The following is a 14,922-nucleotide window of genomic DNA, read 5'->3' as shown; positions in this document are numbered from 1 at the left end:
AGCGGCGGCGGGCGGGGGGCGTCGCGGCGGGCCGAGGTAGCGTGGCCGCCACGCCGTGGTGCAAAAAGGCCACGCGGCTACGGCGAGAGCGACTCGCGCCGGCGGCTGCCGGGGGAGACCTGCATCGGGTTGCCGTGGGCGAAGCCCGGCGCGGGGTAGTCGTGCAGCAGCGGGCGGTAGTTGAACCGGCTGCTGGAGTCCATGGTTAGGGCGTTGCACACGGTCACGCCCCGGATACGGCTCTCGAGCAGGTCCGACGGCGCACTGAGGCGGCCCGAGACGTAGACCAGCCCGCTGATCTCCGAGGTGTACGCGTCCGACTTGTCGGTGTCTGCGACCCCTTCGTAAGGCGCGCCGACCGGGTTGTAGTTTACCCCCTGGAGGGTTTCGCTGAGCTCGGCCGTGCCGGTCCGCAGCTCGATGTCGCCGGTGACCAACAGCGCCGGGTAGTTTCCGACGGCCGTGTCCCAGTGGATGCTCCCTTCTAGGCAGGAGTTGGCCGCGGGGTTGAGCAGCACCAGCGTGCCGATGATCCGGCAGTCTTTGATCTTGACTTGCGCGCCGCCGCAGTCGATCACGTAGATCCCCTCGGGGTTGCCGCCGGAGCCGTAGGGGTTGAGCGTGGGGCTGATAACGACCTTTTGGATCGTCCGCGCGCCAATGACCAGCGGCAGGGCGCCGATCTCGATCCAGGCGCCGTTGTCGAGGTAGTAGTCCAGCGCGCTGCTGCCGGGCATCAGACGCGTGGGCGCCCCCGAAGTCTTCGTGCCGGTAACGGTGCCGCTGATCGCGCCGGAGGCCTCGGCGTTTCCGGTCACCTTGCATAGCAGGGCCGTCGCGGCGAGGCTGCCGTTGGTGCTGACGGTCTGGTCGGTGGTGAGCTGTACCAGGAGCCCCAGCGACACGCTGTTATTGCAATGCAGGGCGGTTTCGAGGCAGGAGAGGGGATTGCCGGTGGGGATCAGCCGCACGCTCTCGGCGACCACCGCCTCGCCGACGCGGCCGATGCCGACTACGCGGACGCTGTCGCGGTCGTCGTCGGCCAGGTTGCCGTCGTCGTCCAGCAGCTTCCAGGAGTAGGCGCCGGCGGCAAGCGAGACCGCCGTGGAGGGCACGTTGTGGGTGTTCTTGGTGCGCCAGGCGTTGTCGAGTGAGACCTTTAGCACGGCGTCTTCGATCGCCGACTGGGCGAGCGCGGCGGCCGCGGTCCAGTCGGTGGAGGCGGTCGAGCAACGCAGCCGCAGCGCCGCAACGCTCAGCGCGGTGAGCCCCATTGCCGAGATCAGCAGCGACGTCATCAGCACGGCGACGTACAGGTACCCAGGGCGGCGTGTGCGCGGCATGGCGGTCATTGGTCTGAGGCGTGATTGGGCAGGGCGGTTCCCCCTTGCACGGCCGGGCCGCCGGCTGCTTGTAGCGAGGCGCCGACCCAGGTGACCAGCGTTTGTTGCACCCCCTGCGGCTGCAGCGACCCGCCGGCGTTGGTGCGGTACGCCTTGAGTGTGGATTTGCGTCCCGTGGGGGAGGTCGCGATCACTGTCACCAGCCGCATCCCCTTGTCGGATCCTCCGTCGCTGCGGATCGAGTAGTCGTCTGGCCACGTCTTCTGGACGTCGGCGGTGCGGCTCCAACCGGCAAAGCCGGTCAGCGCCGCGCCGCTGCGGTCTTTGGGGGGGGTGTCGACCCAGTCGTTGTAGTCGTCTAGGTCGTCCAACCCGCTGCGGACGCCGGCCGTAACGACCTCGCCCGACTCGGGGCCGAACGCCGGCGACTGGGTCTGCTCTTCGTAGGGCTGCCCCACGATCTCCGCCATGAGTTGCTGGGCCAGGGCTTGCCCGTCGGCCGCCTCCGCGGCGGCGGTCCACGACTTGGCCGAGGCCCCCACGCTGCGCAGCGCGCCGGTTAGCAGCAGGCCGATCAGGAAGGTGCTCATCACGACTTCGGCGAGCGTGAGCCCGCGGACTTGCTGACGGGTCATGGCGCTACCTCGTAGGTGGCGTAGATGGAGCGGGCGCCGTTCGAGGATTTGCTGCTTGTGCCCCACGTCGACTTGAAGCCCTTGGTGGTGGCGTTGTTGCTGACGTTCCGCTGCCCCGCGCCGGTGTAGGTGTCGGTGTACTGGTACTTCTGGTCTTCGTCGTCAAACGAGAACGTCAGCCAATAGGCGCCGGCGCTCAGCGTCGTTGCCGGGACATCGAGCGTCACCCATCCCATGGAGTTGCTGCACTTGCCTGTCGAGGTTTGAACTAGCAGCGTATCGGGTTGGCCGTTCTTTTCGCTGTAGATCGCGAAGCGGACCTTGGCATTGCTCACTCCGCCGACGTAGGCCGAGATGCTTAGGACTTTGCCCTTCTCGGCTAGCGTTGCTCTTGTCGCCAACTGCTGGCCATCGACTTCGTCGTTCGATCTCGAGAAGACTTCGGCGTAGCCGAACGTCCTGAAGTCGGGCGATTCGTCTCCCAGCCCGGTGGCCCATTCGATGGACCGGCAGGTGAGCAACCGACCCGTCTCGTTCAGGCTGCTGGGGTCGAAGCCGCTGTCGCCCCAGGGGAGCATCACCCGCCGCCCCGGTGCGGCGCCGCCGCCGTAGAGCGCCTCGTCGGGGTCGACGGTGGCCAGCGACGGCACGTCGTCGAGCGTCAAGATCGCGTTGAGCGAGTCGGCCTGCTTGCCGTCAATCTTCGTCATCGCTCCCATGAGGGCGAAGGGCGAAGCGCTCGAACCGCTGAGGTCTTGGTTGATGTAGTGCGAGCTGCTGGCGACCGTGGCCGACCAGGCAAACTTAGTCGACGCCGTGGCGCCGAAGCCGAAGTCGTCTACCAAACCGGGGTGCTCGTTGACGATGCCGTTGGTGAGGGAAGCCAATTGCGGGGCCGACTCCAGCTTGTCTGCGTTGATCGATCCAGAGACGTAGACCGCCTTGACCGAGGCGGCGGCCGTCAGCAGTTCGTCAACGGGGTCGTTGAGCCCCTTCACGGCGACGTTGAAGTTCCAGCTCTCGATCATCGCCTTGCGGGACGATTCCGACGCGCTGAGGCTTGCTGAGTCCATCACGATCAGCAGCAGGTCGCTCCCCGACTGCTCCGCGGGGAGCACGACCGGGCTGATCGTGCGCGTCTGGTAGCTGAGGGCGAAGCCCTGCACGCCGCGGAGCAGGGGGACGGGGGCGCCGCCGTTCATCGCCAGCGTCAGCGGGTCGCCGGCCGTGCCCCCCCAGGCGTAGCGGAGCGTCTCGGGGCGGCCGTCGCCGTTGCGGTCGGGCACGGTGAACGTCGCCGCGGTGGCGGTGCGTTCCGAGAAGCCGGTCGCCAGGCGGAGGTCGGCCAGCAGGTCGCGTTGGGCCAGCGCCGCGCCGCTGCGCTGGTACTGCTGGTTGGTCTCGGGGCGGAACGCCCGGGTGGTGAGCGCCACGCTCACCCCGAGCCCCGTCATCAGCACCCCGGCCGACGCCATCGCCACGACCAGCTCGATCAGCGAGACGGCGCGGCGGAACGGCTTGACGGCGCCAAGCGGCGGCGCGTGGGCGTGCGTGGAGATCATGGCAGGGTCGCCTCGCCGGTGTCTTTGTCGACAACGATCGTCCGCGAGGCGCCGGCGACCGCCACGACCACGGCCCCCGACGCCAACGCCGCCGCGGGGCTGCCGGCCAGCGGCAGCCCGTACGCGTTGTAGGTGACCGACCGCGTGCTGTTGAACGCCGCCGAGGCTACGGCCGCGCCGCCGTCGAGGTCGCTCAGCGCCACCTGGTACGTGCGGCCGACACGCGCCGGGTCGGCGACGCCGACCATCGCGTAGCCGGGGGGGCTGAGGTTGAACGTGATGGTGCACTCGCGGCTGTTGAGGATCGCGTGCCGGCGTGCGTAGTTCAGGTCCGCGGCGATCCGTCGCGCGACGGCCTCGCTGCGCAGCCCGGCCGACGTCGCGGCGAAGCGCGGGCCCGCCACCGCGGCCAGGATGCCCATGATGAGCACCGTGATCACCAGGTCGATCAGCGAGAACGCGTTTGCGTGGCGGGGCCGCCGCATCAGAGGCTCCCTAGGTGCGCCGACGCCTCTGCGAAGGCCTCCGGCGTGGGCGTTGGGGTCGGCGCAATCGCGGCGGCGGCTGTCGGCTTCTCGATCCGGTCGGCGGCCCACGGCAGGGCCAGGATCCGCTCGAGGTGGTCGCGCCACGTCGCCGTGATCTGGTGCACGTCTTCGCGGGCCGCGAAGAACGCGTCGACGATTTGCGAGTCCCACTGCGACCCCGACCCGTTGCGGAGGATCCCCTCGGCCTTCTCTAGCGGCATCCCCGCGCGGTAGGGGCGGTCGCTGGTCATCGCGTCCCAGCCGTCCGCGACGGCCAGGATGCGCGCGACCAGCGGGATGGCGTCGCCCGACAGGCCGTGGGGGTACCCGGATCCGTCGGTCGCCTCGTGGTGGTGCAGCACGCCCGGCAGCAGGTTGCCCAGCGGCTTGAGCCGCTGCAGCAACCGCCAGCCGCACTCGGGGTGGCGTTTGATCTGGGCGAACTCTTCTGGCTCGAGCGCGCCGGGCTTGAGCAGCACGTCGTCGCTCACCCCCACCTTGCCGATGTCGTGCAGCAGGCCGGAGAGGTAGACCTCGTGGCACTCCTTGGGGGAGAGGCCGAGCTCTTCGGCTAGGCGCCGGCCGACCAGCGCCACGCGGTCGCTGTGCCCGCAGGTGTAGGCGTCTTTGGCTTCGATCACGCCGACCAGCGTGTGGATCGCTTCGTCGATCAGCTCTTCCTTCTCGCGGAACAGCCGGGCGTTGGCGGCGTGGGTGGCCAGCATCACGGCAGCCGCGTGGAGCAGCGAGGCCTCCATCGATCCGATCTCGTCGTGCCCCAGCGAGTTGCTGGGGGTCGACAGGCCGGTCTTCGGCGGGCGCTTGTTCACCCCGAGCAGCCACCCGTAGACAACGCCGTCCTTCTTCAGCGAGGCCGCCACGTACGCTCGAACGCCCTCGGGCGCGGGGGGAACCAGGTCGGCGGTCTCCGAGCGAGCGACGTTGCAGACGACCACGTCTTGCGGGCCTCCGGCGAGCGCCTCGATGGTTTCGCTCCAGCACGCGGCCTCCGCGGCCAGGTCGCCGACCGAGTCGACGACCCCCTCGATCCTGCGCGTGGCGCGTGGGTCGCCGGTCGTGGCGTAGAGCGCGAGCCCCTCGACCGCCATCAGCTCGCACAGCGAGGGGAGGATGGTGTGGGCCACGTCGGCCAGCCCGCGTGTGGCGTCGCAGTGCTCCACGTGCCGAGAGAGCTTGCGTAGGAAGGTCAGCTCTTCGAAGCTGTCGGCCAGCTTGTCTGCGTAGCTCTCCAGCAGCACCTGCCGCCCCGATTCGTGCGATTGGACCTGCGCCGCGGCGAGCGACGCCTCGGCGAGCTGCTGGGCGAAGCCCTGCGGGTCGGCCGGCACGATGCCCGCCGCCACGTGCGGCCCGCCGGGCCGGGCGCCGAGCGAGACGCCCACGAACAACAGGTTGCCGCGGACGCGCCGCACCACGGGCTTGCCCGCGGCCGCCTCGGCGGCTTCGTCCAGCCACGGCGCCAGCGTGGGGCAGGCGTGCCGGTCGGCTTCTTCCAAGCAGCGCCACTGCTGGCCGGCTTTGGACCAGGTAAGTAGACGCGTCCCGAAGGCGCGGGATAGCGCCTCTACCGCCGGCGCCTGCGGAGCAATGGTGTCTGCGTGCATAGAAGTCTGCTCGATGGGCGTGCGATCGGCTCGCGTTGGCGTGCCGCGATCGTTGGGATCGTGAGGGTTGCGCCGGCCCGCGGGACACACGCGTCCAGCGGTCGACTCCTGGCGGATCCATCCGCTTGATAGAGGTTTGTAGCTCACAGCGAGGGCGGTAACCCGAAAAATCAGCTCCCCTCCGCCGCCTCTTTTTCCGTGACGTAGATATCTCTGTACGAAACGTGCGGCATGCCGACCGGGCGATGCGTCGTCCCGCGGGTCCGCCGCTCGTTCGAGCAGGAAGTACCAGAAGCACCAGACCACGGATCCCTCGGCGGCGCGCTGCCTGCGTCGCGGATTGACTCATAGGATCGATCGAAATGAAGTCGCAGACGAAGCGTTCAGCGTTCACCTTGGTTGAGCTCGTGATCGTGGTGCTAATCCTCGGCATCTTGGCCGCCGTGGCCGCGCCGAAGATGTTCAACACCGCCGGCGAGGCCCGCACCAACGCCACGCGGCACTCGCTGGTTATTGTTCGCGACGCGATCCAGCTCTACCGGGCCCAGAACAGCGCGCTCCCCGGCGACCTGGGGACCGAGGCCGACCTCAAGGCCGACCTGGTTTCCATGCTCAACGGCCCGTTCCCCAGCGCGTCGGTCGGCAACACCGGCGCTACCGTTCGGATCACGACCGCGGGCACCCCGCTCTCGGCCACCGGCGCCCAGAGCTGGGCGTACGACAACGTCTCCGGCGAGTTCATCGTGAACCACGCCGTGGGCGCTACCTGGTAGCGTCCCGTGGGGCCGCCGGTGGCGGCCTTGTTCGGTCCAGCAGTCCGGTGCCTCAACCCCGTCGAGTCGTCATGACGTCCGAAGCCACACCCCAGCCACGCGTGCTCATCGCAGAAGACGATCCTGCACTGGCCGACGTGCTGCGGCTGGCGTTCACGCGGGCCGGGTTCGCCGCGCAGGTCGCGGGCAACGGGCTCGAAGCGCTGCGGATCGCCGGCGATTCGTGCTTCGACGTGATCTGCAGCGACTACCAGATGCCGATGCTCGACGGCGAGCAGTTCCTCACGGCGGTTCGTTCGGGGGGGTGCTCCCAAGACGCGGTTTGCCTGCTCTGCTCGGCCAAGACGTACGAGCTCGATTGCCAGCGGCTGCGGGACGCGCTGAACCTGCACGCCGTCTTCTACAAGCCCTTCAGCCTGGCCGAGATCGCCGCCTCTGCGGTCGAGGGGCTGGCGACGCGCGCCGCGGTCTAACCGCCGGCCGCGCCACACGCACGCCCATTGCGGCTTGCGCCGCCATGCGGGTTGCCGCGATCAATTTGACCCCCGCGATGGCGATCAAAGCCGTGCCGGCGGTCTTGGGGCGCCGACCGTGAGCTAGGGTTCCTTGGGCGCGACTGCGCCGCTGCGCAATTTCCCGCGAGCGTGTGAACTATGAATCTAGGCGCTACCCTAACACGCACCGGCGTTTCCCGCGCGCTGGGGGTTCACGCCCTGGTGGTCGTGCTGGCCGTGGCGGTCGGCTTGGCGGCGGCGCTGGCGGCGCCCGTGCTGTCGCCTACCGCGCTGGCGGTCGGCGCCGGGGTCGTGCTGGCCGTGCTGCTGCTGGCCAGCAGTTGGGGGATGCGGCGGATCCTGCGCTCGACCGAGGTGGTCGAGCGGCTGTTGGCCAGGTTCGCCGAGGGCGCCGAAGACCCCAACGCGTTCCCCGAACTGGCGGTCGCCTCGCCGGCCGCGGCGGGGTGGAACCGGCTGGCCCGATTGGCGCGGCGCTGGACCGCGGTGCACGAGCTGGAGCAAAGCGTCGCCGCCGGGCTGTCGAACCCCGAGGCCGGCTCGCTGGGGAGCCTGATCGATTCACTGGCCGACGGCGTCGCCGCCACGGACGCGGCGGGGCAGCTTTTGCAGGTGAACTCTGCGTTTGCCGCTACGTGCCGCGCCGCCACCTGCGACGAGCTGCTGGGGCGTCCGTTCGGCGAGGTCTTCACGCTGCCCGAACCCCGCGCGGCCCTGGTGGCCGAAACCCCCGCTCAGAAGCGTCTGTCGTTCGAGTTCACCACCGCCGGCGGATTCCACGCCCGCACGCTGCGGGTGACGCGCTCCCCCCGCTACGGCGACGGCGAGCGCCTCGATGGCCACGTGTGGTTGGTGCGCGACGTCACCCAGCACCGCTTGGCCGAAGACATGCGAGACAAGTTCCTCGAGACGGCCACGCACGAGCTGCGGACGCCGCTGGCCAACATCAGCGCCTACGCCGAGTCGCTGGCGACGGTGGAAGACATCGACCCCGAGTCGCAGAAGCGGTTCTACAACGTGATCCAGTCCGAGGCCGTGCGGCTCTCGCAGCTGATCGACGATTTGCTAGACGTCAGCCGGATGCAGGCGGGCGCCCTGGCGATCGACCGCCGCGAGACCGACCTTGCACGGCTCATCGACGAGGTGGCGCAGAAGGTAGAGGGGACGATGCACGCCAAGCAGATCGACTTCCACTGCGAGCTGCCCCCCAAGATGCCCAAGATCGCCGCGGACAAGAGCAAGCTCGCCGCGGCGCTGGTGAACCTGCTGGGGAACGCCGCGAAGTACACCCCCGACGGGGGCCGCGTGACCTTCCGGGTCGACGTGGGCGAAAGCAAGATCGAGTTCGCGGTCACCGACACCGGCATCGGCATCGCGCCGGAGGAGCTGCCGCGCGTGTTCGACCGCTTCTTCCGCAGCGACGACCAGCGTGTGAAAGATATCCCCGGCAGCGGGCTCGGACTGTCGCTGACGCAAGAGATCGCCCGCCTGCACGGCGGCGACCTGACCGTCGACAGCGAGCTGCACGTCGGATCGACCTTCCGGATCACCTTCCCCATCGAGGGCGCCGAATAGCGCGCGCCGAGCGGCCGCCCCGCGCCGCGCGACGTCACCCCGCCATGCCCAAGCACTACCAACAAGGTTGCATCGACGTGATCGCGTTGGACGAGCGCCTCACCGGCGACAACGTCCACGAGGTGCACGCTGCGCTCACCGGCATCCTGCAGGCCGGACTGCCGCAGGCGGTGATCGACCTGCGTGGCGTGCGGTTCATCGACAGCGCCGGGCTCGAATGCCTGTGCGACTTCCACACCGCGTGCCGCAAGCACGGCGGCGAGATGCGTCTCGCGGCGCCCGGCCGGGTGGTGCGCGACGTGCTGCGGATCACCGGGCTGGACGCCCAGCTAGGCGTCTCGGACGACGTGATCGCCGCGGCCGGGGAGTTCGCGCAATGACCGCTCTGCTAACCCCGCAGCTATCCGAGAGATCGCCCGCCGGCCCCGCGGCCCCCGCGAAGAAACGCCTCGGCGAGCAACTGCTCTCCGGCGGCAAGATCACCCAGGCAGAGCTGGAAGCGGCCCTGCGTCAGCAGACGCGCGGCCAGCGGTTGGGCGAGACCCTCGTCAAACTGGGCTTCGTCGAAGAGGGGGACCTGCTGCCGTTCCTGGCGGAGCAGTTCGACGTGCCGCACGCGCTGCTGCGCGAGGGGCTGATCGACCCGGCGGCGTCCCGGCGTATCCCCCGCCCGCTGGCCGAGGCCAGCCGCAGCCTGGGGCTGTTCTGCGTGCACGGCGTGCTGACCGTGGCGATGGCCAACCCGCGCGACCTGGCGCTGGTGGACCGCCTCGAACAGCACACGGGGCTGCAAGTGCGGCCCGTGCTGGCGCTCGAGTCGGCCATTATGGATCTGGTGGGCCGCGTGTACGGCGACGGCTTCCAGGTAGAGACCGTCACCGCGGACATGGAAGAGGGCGCCGTCTCGCTCAACGACGAGGCGATCGAGCTCGACCTGGAGGGCCTGGCGTCGAGCGCGGACGAGAGCCCCGTGATCAACCTGGTCAACTACATCCTGCTGCAGGCGGTCCGCCAACGCGCCAGCGACATCCACATCGAGGCCGGCCCGCGGAACACCACGGTCCGCTACCGCGTAGACGGCATGCTGCGCGAGGTGCTGCGGCCGCGGCGTGAGTTCCACCCGGCGATCATCTCGCGCATCAAGGTGATGGCCAAGATGGACATCGCCGAGCACCGCCTGCCGCAGGACGGCCGCATCCACGTGGTGGTGGACCGCCGCGAGATCGACGTCCGCGCCTCGACGCTGCCGACGGTGCTGGGAGAGAAGATCGTGCTGCGGATCCTCGACCGCGGCGCGGTGACCTTCCGGCTGGACGAGCTGGGCATCCCCCCCACGCAGCTGGGCCAACTCAAGGCGATGCTCGACCGCCCCCACGGGCTGATCCTGGCGACCGGGCCCACCGGCAGCGGGAAGACCACCACGCTCTACTCGGCGATCGAGCTGATCAAGTCGGTCGAGAGGAACATCGTCACGGTCGAGGACCCGGTCGAGTACCGGCTCGACCTGATCAACCAGGTGCACGTGAACGCGGGGGCGTCGCTCACGTTCGCCAAGGCGCTCCGGTCGATCCTGCGGCAAGACCCCGACGTCATCATGATCGGCGAGATCCGCGACCTGGAGACGGCCGAGACCGCCGTGCAGGCCGCGCTCACCGGGCACCTGGTGCTCAGCACGCTGCACACCAACGACGCGGCCAGCGCCGTCGCCCGGCTGGTGGACATGGGGGTGGCGCCGTTCAAGATCGCCGCGTCGCTGCTGGGCGTGGTCGCCCAGCGGCTGCTGCGCCGCGTCTGCCCGCACTGCCGCGGGCTGTACTACCCCCCCCCGGCGGTGCTGGACGCTATCCACTACACCGGCGACCGCTCGCGCCAGTTCGTCCGCGGCGCCGGCTGCCAGCGGTGCTTCGACTCTGGCTGCCTGGGACGCATCGGCGTGTACGAGATGCTGCCGGTGGGGCGTGAGCTGCGCGACCTGATCGCCAGCGGCGCTTCGCTGGACGCCATCCGCGACTGGTCGCACGCCGCGGGCTTCGAGCCGCTGCTGCAGCAGGGGCTGCGGGCGGCAGAAGACGGGGTCGTCGCCCTCGACGAGGTCGTCCGCGTGGCGGCCGGAGACTAAACCGAGCAAACCCATGAACGCCTCTGCCGCGCCGCCACTCGAAGAATCGCTAGACCCATCGGCCGACGCCGCCGCGTTGTCGCTCAGCGCTGCGACGCGCGGTCCGACCCAGGGGCCGCCGCCCCGCCGGCTGCCGGGCCTGCAAGGGTCGGCGCCCGGCGCGTCGTCCGCCGCCGCGCGCGGCCCCCGCGCCAAGGGCGCCGGCTCGAAGCCGCTGGACAAACGCGACCTGGTGATGATGGTCACCCAGCTCTCGATCATGACGCGGTCCGGCGTCGACGTGGCCGACGCGATCAACAGCATCGCGGGCCGCGCCTCGAAGCCCGCCGTGCGCGAGTCGCTCTCGCAGCTCCACGCCGCGCTGCAGGAGGGGAGCCGCCTGTCGCAGGCGCTGGCCGCACAAGGGGACCGGTTCGGCGGCGTGATGACCGCGTCGGTCGCCGCGGGCGAGGCGTCCGGCAAGCTGCCCCAGGTGCTCGACCGCATGCGTGTGCTGATGCGGGACGAGCTGCGTCTGCGCAGCGCCATCCGCTCGGTCGTCAGCTACCCGCTGGTGCTGATGGTGGTGACCTTCGGGGTGCTGGGCGCCATGGTGTTCTTTGTGCTGCCGCAGTTCGGCAGCATCTACGAGAGCTCGCAAGCCCCGACGCCGGTCGTCACCAAGCTGCTGCTGAACACCGCCAGCGTCATCCGCACCTACTGGTGGGCCGTGGCCGCGGCGGGGGGGCTGGGGCTGGTCGGCGCGGCGCGTCTGGCGCGATCCGCCACCGGGCGCCGCTGGATCGATCGCACCTGTTTCCAGATCCCGCTGCTGCGCAGCGTCTGCCGGTCGCTGGGCGTCGGCCGTGTCTTCCGCCTGCAAGGCGTCCTGCTGGAGAGCGGCGTGCCGCTGTTGGAGGTGCTGCAGCTCACCAAGAGCGTGTCGCGGAACTCGCTGATGAAAGACCTCAACGCCCGCATGCAGCAGGCCGTTCTGGTGGGGAAGAGGATGTCCTCTGCGCTCGAGGGCCACGTGTGCGTCCCCGACGGCGCCCTGGAGATGGTGGCGACCGCCGAAGCCAACGGCCAGCTCGCGGGCGTGCTGCAAACCGTCGGCGAGTTCTTCGAGTCCGAGGGAGAGCAGCAGCTCAAAGAAGTGGTGAAGATCGCCGAACCGATCATCATCGTCCTGCTGGGCGTGGTGGTAGGCGCCATCGTGCTGGCCGTGATGATGCCGATGCTCGACCTCTCCACCGCCGGCGCCCACTAGGCCAGACCCTCCGTCACAACGCCCCCGCGAACCCCCCCGCCCGCCATGACCTACGCACCCGTGCTAGAACGCGTACGCGACTTCGCGTCGGGCGCCGCCGTGTGCGTGGCGGGGGTCGACCTGGGCGCCCGCGCCATCAAGGTGGCCATCGCCAAACGCCGCGGCACACGCCGCACGATCGTTGCCGCGGCACGCATCGTCTCTCCCCCGAACGCGGAGGGCGGCCCCAGGGCCGCCACCGACCCGGTCCGCCAGGCGGCGCTGCTGGGGCAATGGATGCGGCACTGGTGCGCCTTCCGGGTCGACGCCGTGGTCTGCTCGCTCCCCTCCACGTTCACCGACTACGAAGCCATCGACAGCGACCAGGGGTCGCCCCCCTGCCGCGGCGCGGACGAAGGGCTCGAGCAGGTGCTCGGCCCGGCGGCCGCGGACGCCACGGGGGACTACTGGCGTACACACCCCAACTCGGGGGGGGCGCCCACCACCCACCTGGTGTGGGCCGGCAGCGCCATCGCCCACGCCGTGCCGCGGGAGTTTGCCCGCTGGGGGCTCGCCTGCCGGGTGCTGGAGGCGGCGCCCTCGGCCATCGCCGCCGTCGGCCAAACCAAGGGGGACCAGTCGCGTTTGGTGGTAGACCTGGGAGACGAGTCCGCGATCTGCGTGCTGGTAGAGCACGGCCAAGCAGTCTACGTGCGGCCCCGTGTGTCGTTGCCGACCCGCGGCGCCGTCGATCAACTCGCCGGCACGCTGCGCATCAGCCGGCCCGCGGCGGAAACGGTTCTGTCCGAGTGGGGCTGCGACGAGGCCCAGGGGAAGCTGGCCCGGCAGGTGCAGACGCACCTGGACGGCTGGCTGCGGGCGCTGCTGTTCGAGGTCGAGCGAACGATCGTCTACCTGACCCATCGTGAGGACGGGGCGCCGCTGGAAGAGATCGTGCTCTGCGGCGGGGGGAGCGCCATCCGCGGCGTCGGCGCCTGGCTCGAAGCACGCCTGGGCGTCCCCACCCGCGTCGCCGAATCACCGGCCGGCGCCCGCTGGTCCGCGGCCGAGCCCTACTCTCCCATGTTCGCCCAGGCCACGGCGCTGGCGCTGCGGGAGGACCTGATATGAGCGCCGCAAGAATCAATCTGCTGCCCGACGCGCTGGCGCGGCGCTACGAGCACCGCCGCCAGGCCCGCCGCTGGGTCCCCGTGTGGTGCGTCACCGCGGCGTTGCTGGGGTTGTTGCAGGTGGGCCTGCAGGGGCAGAGCCGACAAGCCGCCGAGGCGCTGCTTCTGGTCAACGAGCGCGTCAAGCCGCTGCACCACCTCGAGGCCCGCACCGTGGCGCTCGAGAGCGAAAGCCGACGCATGCAAACGCTGCTCACGCGGCAAGCGGCGCTCGAGCAGTCCGACACGCCGCTGGCGCTGCTGCAAGTGGTGATCGACGCCCGGCGGACCGTCGCCGGCGCCCTGCAGCTCGACGCGCTGCAGATGGAAGACATGCCGGCGCTCCCGGGGGTCTCCGCCCCCACGGACACGCCCCCCGTCTCCGGCAAGCGGCTCGTGCTCAGCGGCGCCGCCGAGAGCGACGTCGCGGTGTCTCAGTTTGTCTCCAACCTACGCGCGTCGAACGTGCTGGCCAACGTGTCGCTCGAAGCCTCCCAGTCGCAAAGTTCCGCCGGCGGCGCGGGGCGGACCTTCCAACTGCGGTGCGAACTGCTCCCCTAAGAACCCATGGCAAACACAACCCAAGAACCAGGAAAGCAGCGGGCCACGCGGGCGATCGCGCGGCTCTGGTCGCTGGTCGGCATGGTGGGGGTCGCGCTCCTCGCGGCCGGCTGGTGCGCGCTATCGGTCCGCGGGGCCACCGCGCGGCTCGACGCGCAGTGGATGCAAGTCGAAGTGGCCTACGCCTACCTGACGACCGAAGCCACCATGCAACTAGAGAACCGGCAGGCCTCGGCCCGGGGCAAGGCCCTGGCCGAGGCGTGGCGGGAGGTCGAGGCGCGTGTGTCCGACGGCGCCGACGAGGTCCGCTTCCTTTCCTGGATGAGTGGGCAATCGCACGAGTGGGGCCTGACGCTGAGCGACTACCGCCCGGGTGGAGCGGTGCAGTACGGCGACTACCAGGGGTGCTCGCTGCAGTTGACCGGCCGGGGCGGCCACGCCGCGCTCTGCCGGATGCTCGCGGGCCTGCGGGAGTGGCGGCACATGAACCGCGTGGCGGCCCTGTCGCTCTCCCCGGCCGACCCCGAGCGGACCGAGTTCGACTTCGCCATCCGTGTCGAGTTGCTGGCCCGCGTTCCGCAGCCAACCGCCACCGCAGCCCTAGGGCAATAACCAGTCAAGCATCATGCAAACGCACCCCACCACCGGCGCCGCCGCGTCTGCCCAGCAACAGAAGAAGCTCGCGCTCGTCGGGCTGCTGGCCCTGACGCTGGTCGGGGTGGTCGTCTACCAGGTCGGCAGTGGAGCGGACGAGCAGGAACCGACCACGCTGGCGGCAGCGCCGCAACCCGCGGCGCGCGTCGCCACGCCCGTCGCCCCAGCCGCTGTTGCGCCGTCAACCAAACCCGAGCCCCCCCAACGGCGGCTTCCGGAGATCAGCATCGCGCAGATCATCGCCGAAAACCCATTCGGCGCCAGCGACGCCAAGCCACAGGCGAACCTGCTAGCCGCCGCGCTGGCCGGCGGCGCCCAGCCGCGGCCTTCGGCAGCGACCCCCCGCCGCGACGCCCCGGACCGCCCGGTCCCCTCCGCAGAGGCGCCGCTGCTGGTGCAAGCGATCATCCACAACGCGGCCCAGCAGGTCGCGCTGGTTGACAACCAACTGGTCGGCGTCAACGACGTGGTGCACGACCGCTGGCGGATCGTGTCGGTCGGCGCCGAAGGGATCGTGGTCGAGCCGGTCGGCGCGAGCGCCGGGCGCTAGTCGACGGCGAGGCTCCTAGCCCTCGGCCGCGACTGGGGGAAGAATAGCGGGAACGCGCGCCCGCTTCTTGGAGTGCTGCTGAGGGT

Annotated in this window: 15 protein-coding genes; 10 read left to right on the top strand and 5 right to left on the bottom strand. The window is 70.2% G+C overall.

All coding sequences use genetic code 11. The features are described 5' to 3' along the window. Window positions 1-77 precede the first annotated feature (77 nt). The 5 genes from Pla175_RS18710 to Pla175_RS18690 are packed head-to-tail and all read right to left on the bottom strand — an operon-like array spanning window position 78 to window position 5,692. Window positions 78-1,343 carry a hypothetical protein gene (locus Pla175_RS18710; protein WP_145288787.1) on the bottom strand — a complete coding sequence of 422 codons (1,266 nt, stop codon included), beginning with the start codon at window positions 1,341-1,343 and terminating at the stop codon, window positions 78-80. 5 nt (window positions 1,344-1,348) lie between these two features. After that, complete coding sequence (locus Pla175_RS18705; protein WP_145288783.1) at window positions 1,349-1,978, bottom strand: PulJ/GspJ family protein; 630 nt, start codon at window positions 1,976-1,978, stop codon at window positions 1,349-1,351. Continuing rightward, entirely contained in the window at window positions 1,975-3,540 is a 1,566-nt protein-coding gene (locus Pla175_RS18700) for a hypothetical protein (RefSeq protein WP_145288780.1), read from the bottom strand. Before Pla175_RS18700 ends, Pla175_RS18705 begins: the two co-directional genes overlap by 4 nt. Further along, complete coding sequence (locus tag Pla175_RS18695) at window positions 3,537-4,025, bottom strand: GspH/FimT family pseudopilin (RefSeq protein WP_145288777.1); 489 nt, start codon at window positions 4,023-4,025, stop codon at window positions 3,537-3,539. The genes Pla175_RS18700 and Pla175_RS18695 overlap by 4 nt, the downstream gene beginning before the upstream one ends. After that, entirely contained in the window at window positions 4,025-5,692 is a 1,668-nt protein-coding gene (locus Pla175_RS18690; protein ID WP_145288774.1) for an HD-GYP domain-containing protein, read from the bottom strand. The genes Pla175_RS18695 and Pla175_RS18690 overlap by 1 nt, the downstream gene beginning before the upstream one ends. Before the next feature lie 362 nt (window positions 5,693-6,054). On the opposite strand from Pla175_RS18690, the gene Pla175_RS26845 reads away from it, so the two are divergent. The 10 genes from Pla175_RS26845 (at window position 6,055) to Pla175_RS18640 (ending at window position 14,836) form a co-directional block, all read left to right on the top strand. Then, window positions 6,055-6,465 (top strand): type II secretion system protein, encoded by a 411-nt coding sequence (locus tag Pla175_RS26845; protein ID WP_145288771.1) that lies wholly within the window; start codon window positions 6,055-6,057, stop codon window positions 6,463-6,465. 71 nt (window positions 6,466-6,536) lie between these two features. Then, entirely contained in the window at window positions 6,537-6,938 is a 402-nt protein-coding gene (locus Pla175_RS18680) for a response regulator (protein ID WP_145288767.1), read from the top strand. Window positions 6,939-7,118: 180 nt separating this feature from the next. Continuing rightward, on the top strand, window positions 7,119-8,555 hold the full coding sequence (locus tag Pla175_RS18675; protein ID WP_145288764.1) for a sensor histidine kinase: 1,437 nt from the start codon (window positions 7,119-7,121) through the stop codon (window positions 8,553-8,555). Window positions 8,556-8,599: 44 nt separating this feature from the next. Then, window positions 8,600-8,935: an STAS domain-containing protein gene (locus Pla175_RS18670; protein ID WP_145288761.1), complete on the top strand. Its 336-nt coding sequence runs from the start codon at window positions 8,600-8,602 to the stop codon at window positions 8,933-8,935. Further along, the gene (locus tag Pla175_RS18665) at window positions 8,932-10,674 is read left to right on the top strand and encodes a GspE/PulE family protein (protein ID WP_197526976.1); all 1,743 of its coding nucleotides are present in this window, start codon (window positions 8,932-8,934) and stop codon (window positions 10,672-10,674) included. The genes Pla175_RS18670 and Pla175_RS18665 overlap by 4 nt, the downstream gene beginning before the upstream one ends. Window positions 10,675-10,687: 13 nt before the next feature. Beyond that, window positions 10,688-11,923, top strand: coding sequence for a type II secretion system F family protein (locus tag Pla175_RS18660; protein WP_145288754.1), 1,236 nt, complete (start codon window positions 10,688-10,690; stop codon window positions 11,921-11,923). A gap of 45 nt (window positions 11,924-11,968) precedes the next feature. Then, the gene (locus tag Pla175_RS18655) at window positions 11,969-13,033 is read left to right on the top strand and encodes a type IV pilus biogenesis protein PilM (RefSeq protein ID WP_145288751.1); all 1,065 of its coding nucleotides are present in this window, start codon (window positions 11,969-11,971) and stop codon (window positions 13,031-13,033) included. Next, entirely contained in the window at window positions 13,030-13,632 is a 603-nt protein-coding gene (locus tag Pla175_RS18650) for a PilN domain-containing protein (RefSeq protein ID WP_145288748.1), read from the top strand. The genes Pla175_RS18655 and Pla175_RS18650 overlap by 4 nt, the downstream gene beginning before the upstream one ends. Window positions 13,633-13,638: 6 nt before the next feature. Further along, complete coding sequence (locus Pla175_RS18645) at window positions 13,639-14,244, top strand: hypothetical protein (protein WP_145288745.1); 606 nt, start codon at window positions 13,639-13,641, stop codon at window positions 14,242-14,244. A 13-nt stretch (window positions 14,245-14,257) separates the two neighbouring features. Further along, window positions 14,258-14,836, top strand: a complete 579-nt coding sequence (locus Pla175_RS18640; protein ID WP_145288742.1) for a hypothetical protein — start codon at window positions 14,258-14,260, stop codon at window positions 14,834-14,836. The last annotated feature ends 86 nt before the right edge of the window (window positions 14,837-14,922 follow it).

This window comes from Pirellulimonas nuda, assembly GCF_007750855.1.
Lineage (GTDB): Bacteria > Planctomycetota > Planctomycetia > Pirellulales > Lacipirellulaceae > Pirellulimonas > Pirellulimonas nuda.
This window is presented reverse-complemented; position numbering and strand designations above follow the sequence as displayed.

Excerpts from the sequence above, each read along its gene's own strand:
- Pla175_RS18695 (WP_145288777.1), bottom strand. The coding sequence starts at position 4,025 with ATGCGGCGGCCCCGCCACGCAAACGCGTTCTCGCTGATCGACCTGGTG.
- Pla175_RS18640 (WP_145288742.1), top strand. The coding sequence starts at position 14,258 with ATGCAAACGCACCCCACCACCGGCGCCGCCGCGTCTGCCCAGCAACAG.
- Pla175_RS18670 (WP_145288761.1), top strand. The coding sequence starts at position 8,600 with ATGCCCAAGCACTACCAACAAGGTTGCATCGACGTGATCGCGTTGGAC.
- Pla175_RS18680 (WP_145288767.1), top strand. The coding sequence starts at position 6,537 with ATGACGTCCGAAGCCACACCCCAGCCACGCGTGCTCATCGCAGAAGAC.
- Pla175_RS18660 (WP_145288754.1), top strand. The coding sequence starts at position 10,688 with ATGAACGCCTCTGCCGCGCCGCCACTCGAAGAATCGCTAGACCCATCG.
- Pla175_RS18665 (WP_197526976.1), top strand. The coding sequence starts at position 8,932 with ATGACCGCTCTGCTAACCCCGCAGCTATCCGAGAGATCGCCCGCCGGC.
- Pla175_RS18675 (WP_145288764.1), top strand. The coding sequence starts at position 7,119 with ATGAATCTAGGCGCTACCCTAACACGCACCGGCGTTTCCCGCGCGCTG.
- Pla175_RS18710 (WP_145288787.1), bottom strand. The coding sequence starts at position 1,343 with ATGCCGCGCACACGCCGCCCTGGGTACCTGTACGTCGCCGTGCTGATG.
- Pla175_RS18650 (WP_145288748.1), top strand. The coding sequence starts at position 13,030 with ATGAGCGCCGCAAGAATCAATCTGCTGCCCGACGCGCTGGCGCGGCGC.
- Pla175_RS18645 (WP_145288745.1), top strand. The coding sequence starts at position 13,639 with ATGGCAAACACAACCCAAGAACCAGGAAAGCAGCGGGCCACGCGGGCG.
- Pla175_RS18690 (WP_145288774.1), bottom strand. The coding sequence starts at position 5,692 with ATGCACGCAGACACCATTGCTCCGCAGGCGCCGGCGGTAGAGGCGCTA.
- Pla175_RS18700 (WP_145288780.1), bottom strand. The coding sequence starts at position 3,540 with ATGATCTCCACGCACGCCCACGCGCCGCCGCTTGGCGCCGTCAAGCCG.
- Pla175_RS18705 (WP_145288783.1), bottom strand. The coding sequence starts at position 1,978 with ATGACCCGTCAGCAAGTCCGCGGGCTCACGCTCGCCGAAGTCGTGATG.
- Pla175_RS18655 (WP_145288751.1), top strand. The coding sequence starts at position 11,969 with ATGACCTACGCACCCGTGCTAGAACGCGTACGCGACTTCGCGTCGGGC.
- Pla175_RS26845 (WP_145288771.1), top strand. The coding sequence starts at position 6,055 with ATGAAGTCGCAGACGAAGCGTTCAGCGTTCACCTTGGTTGAGCTCGTG.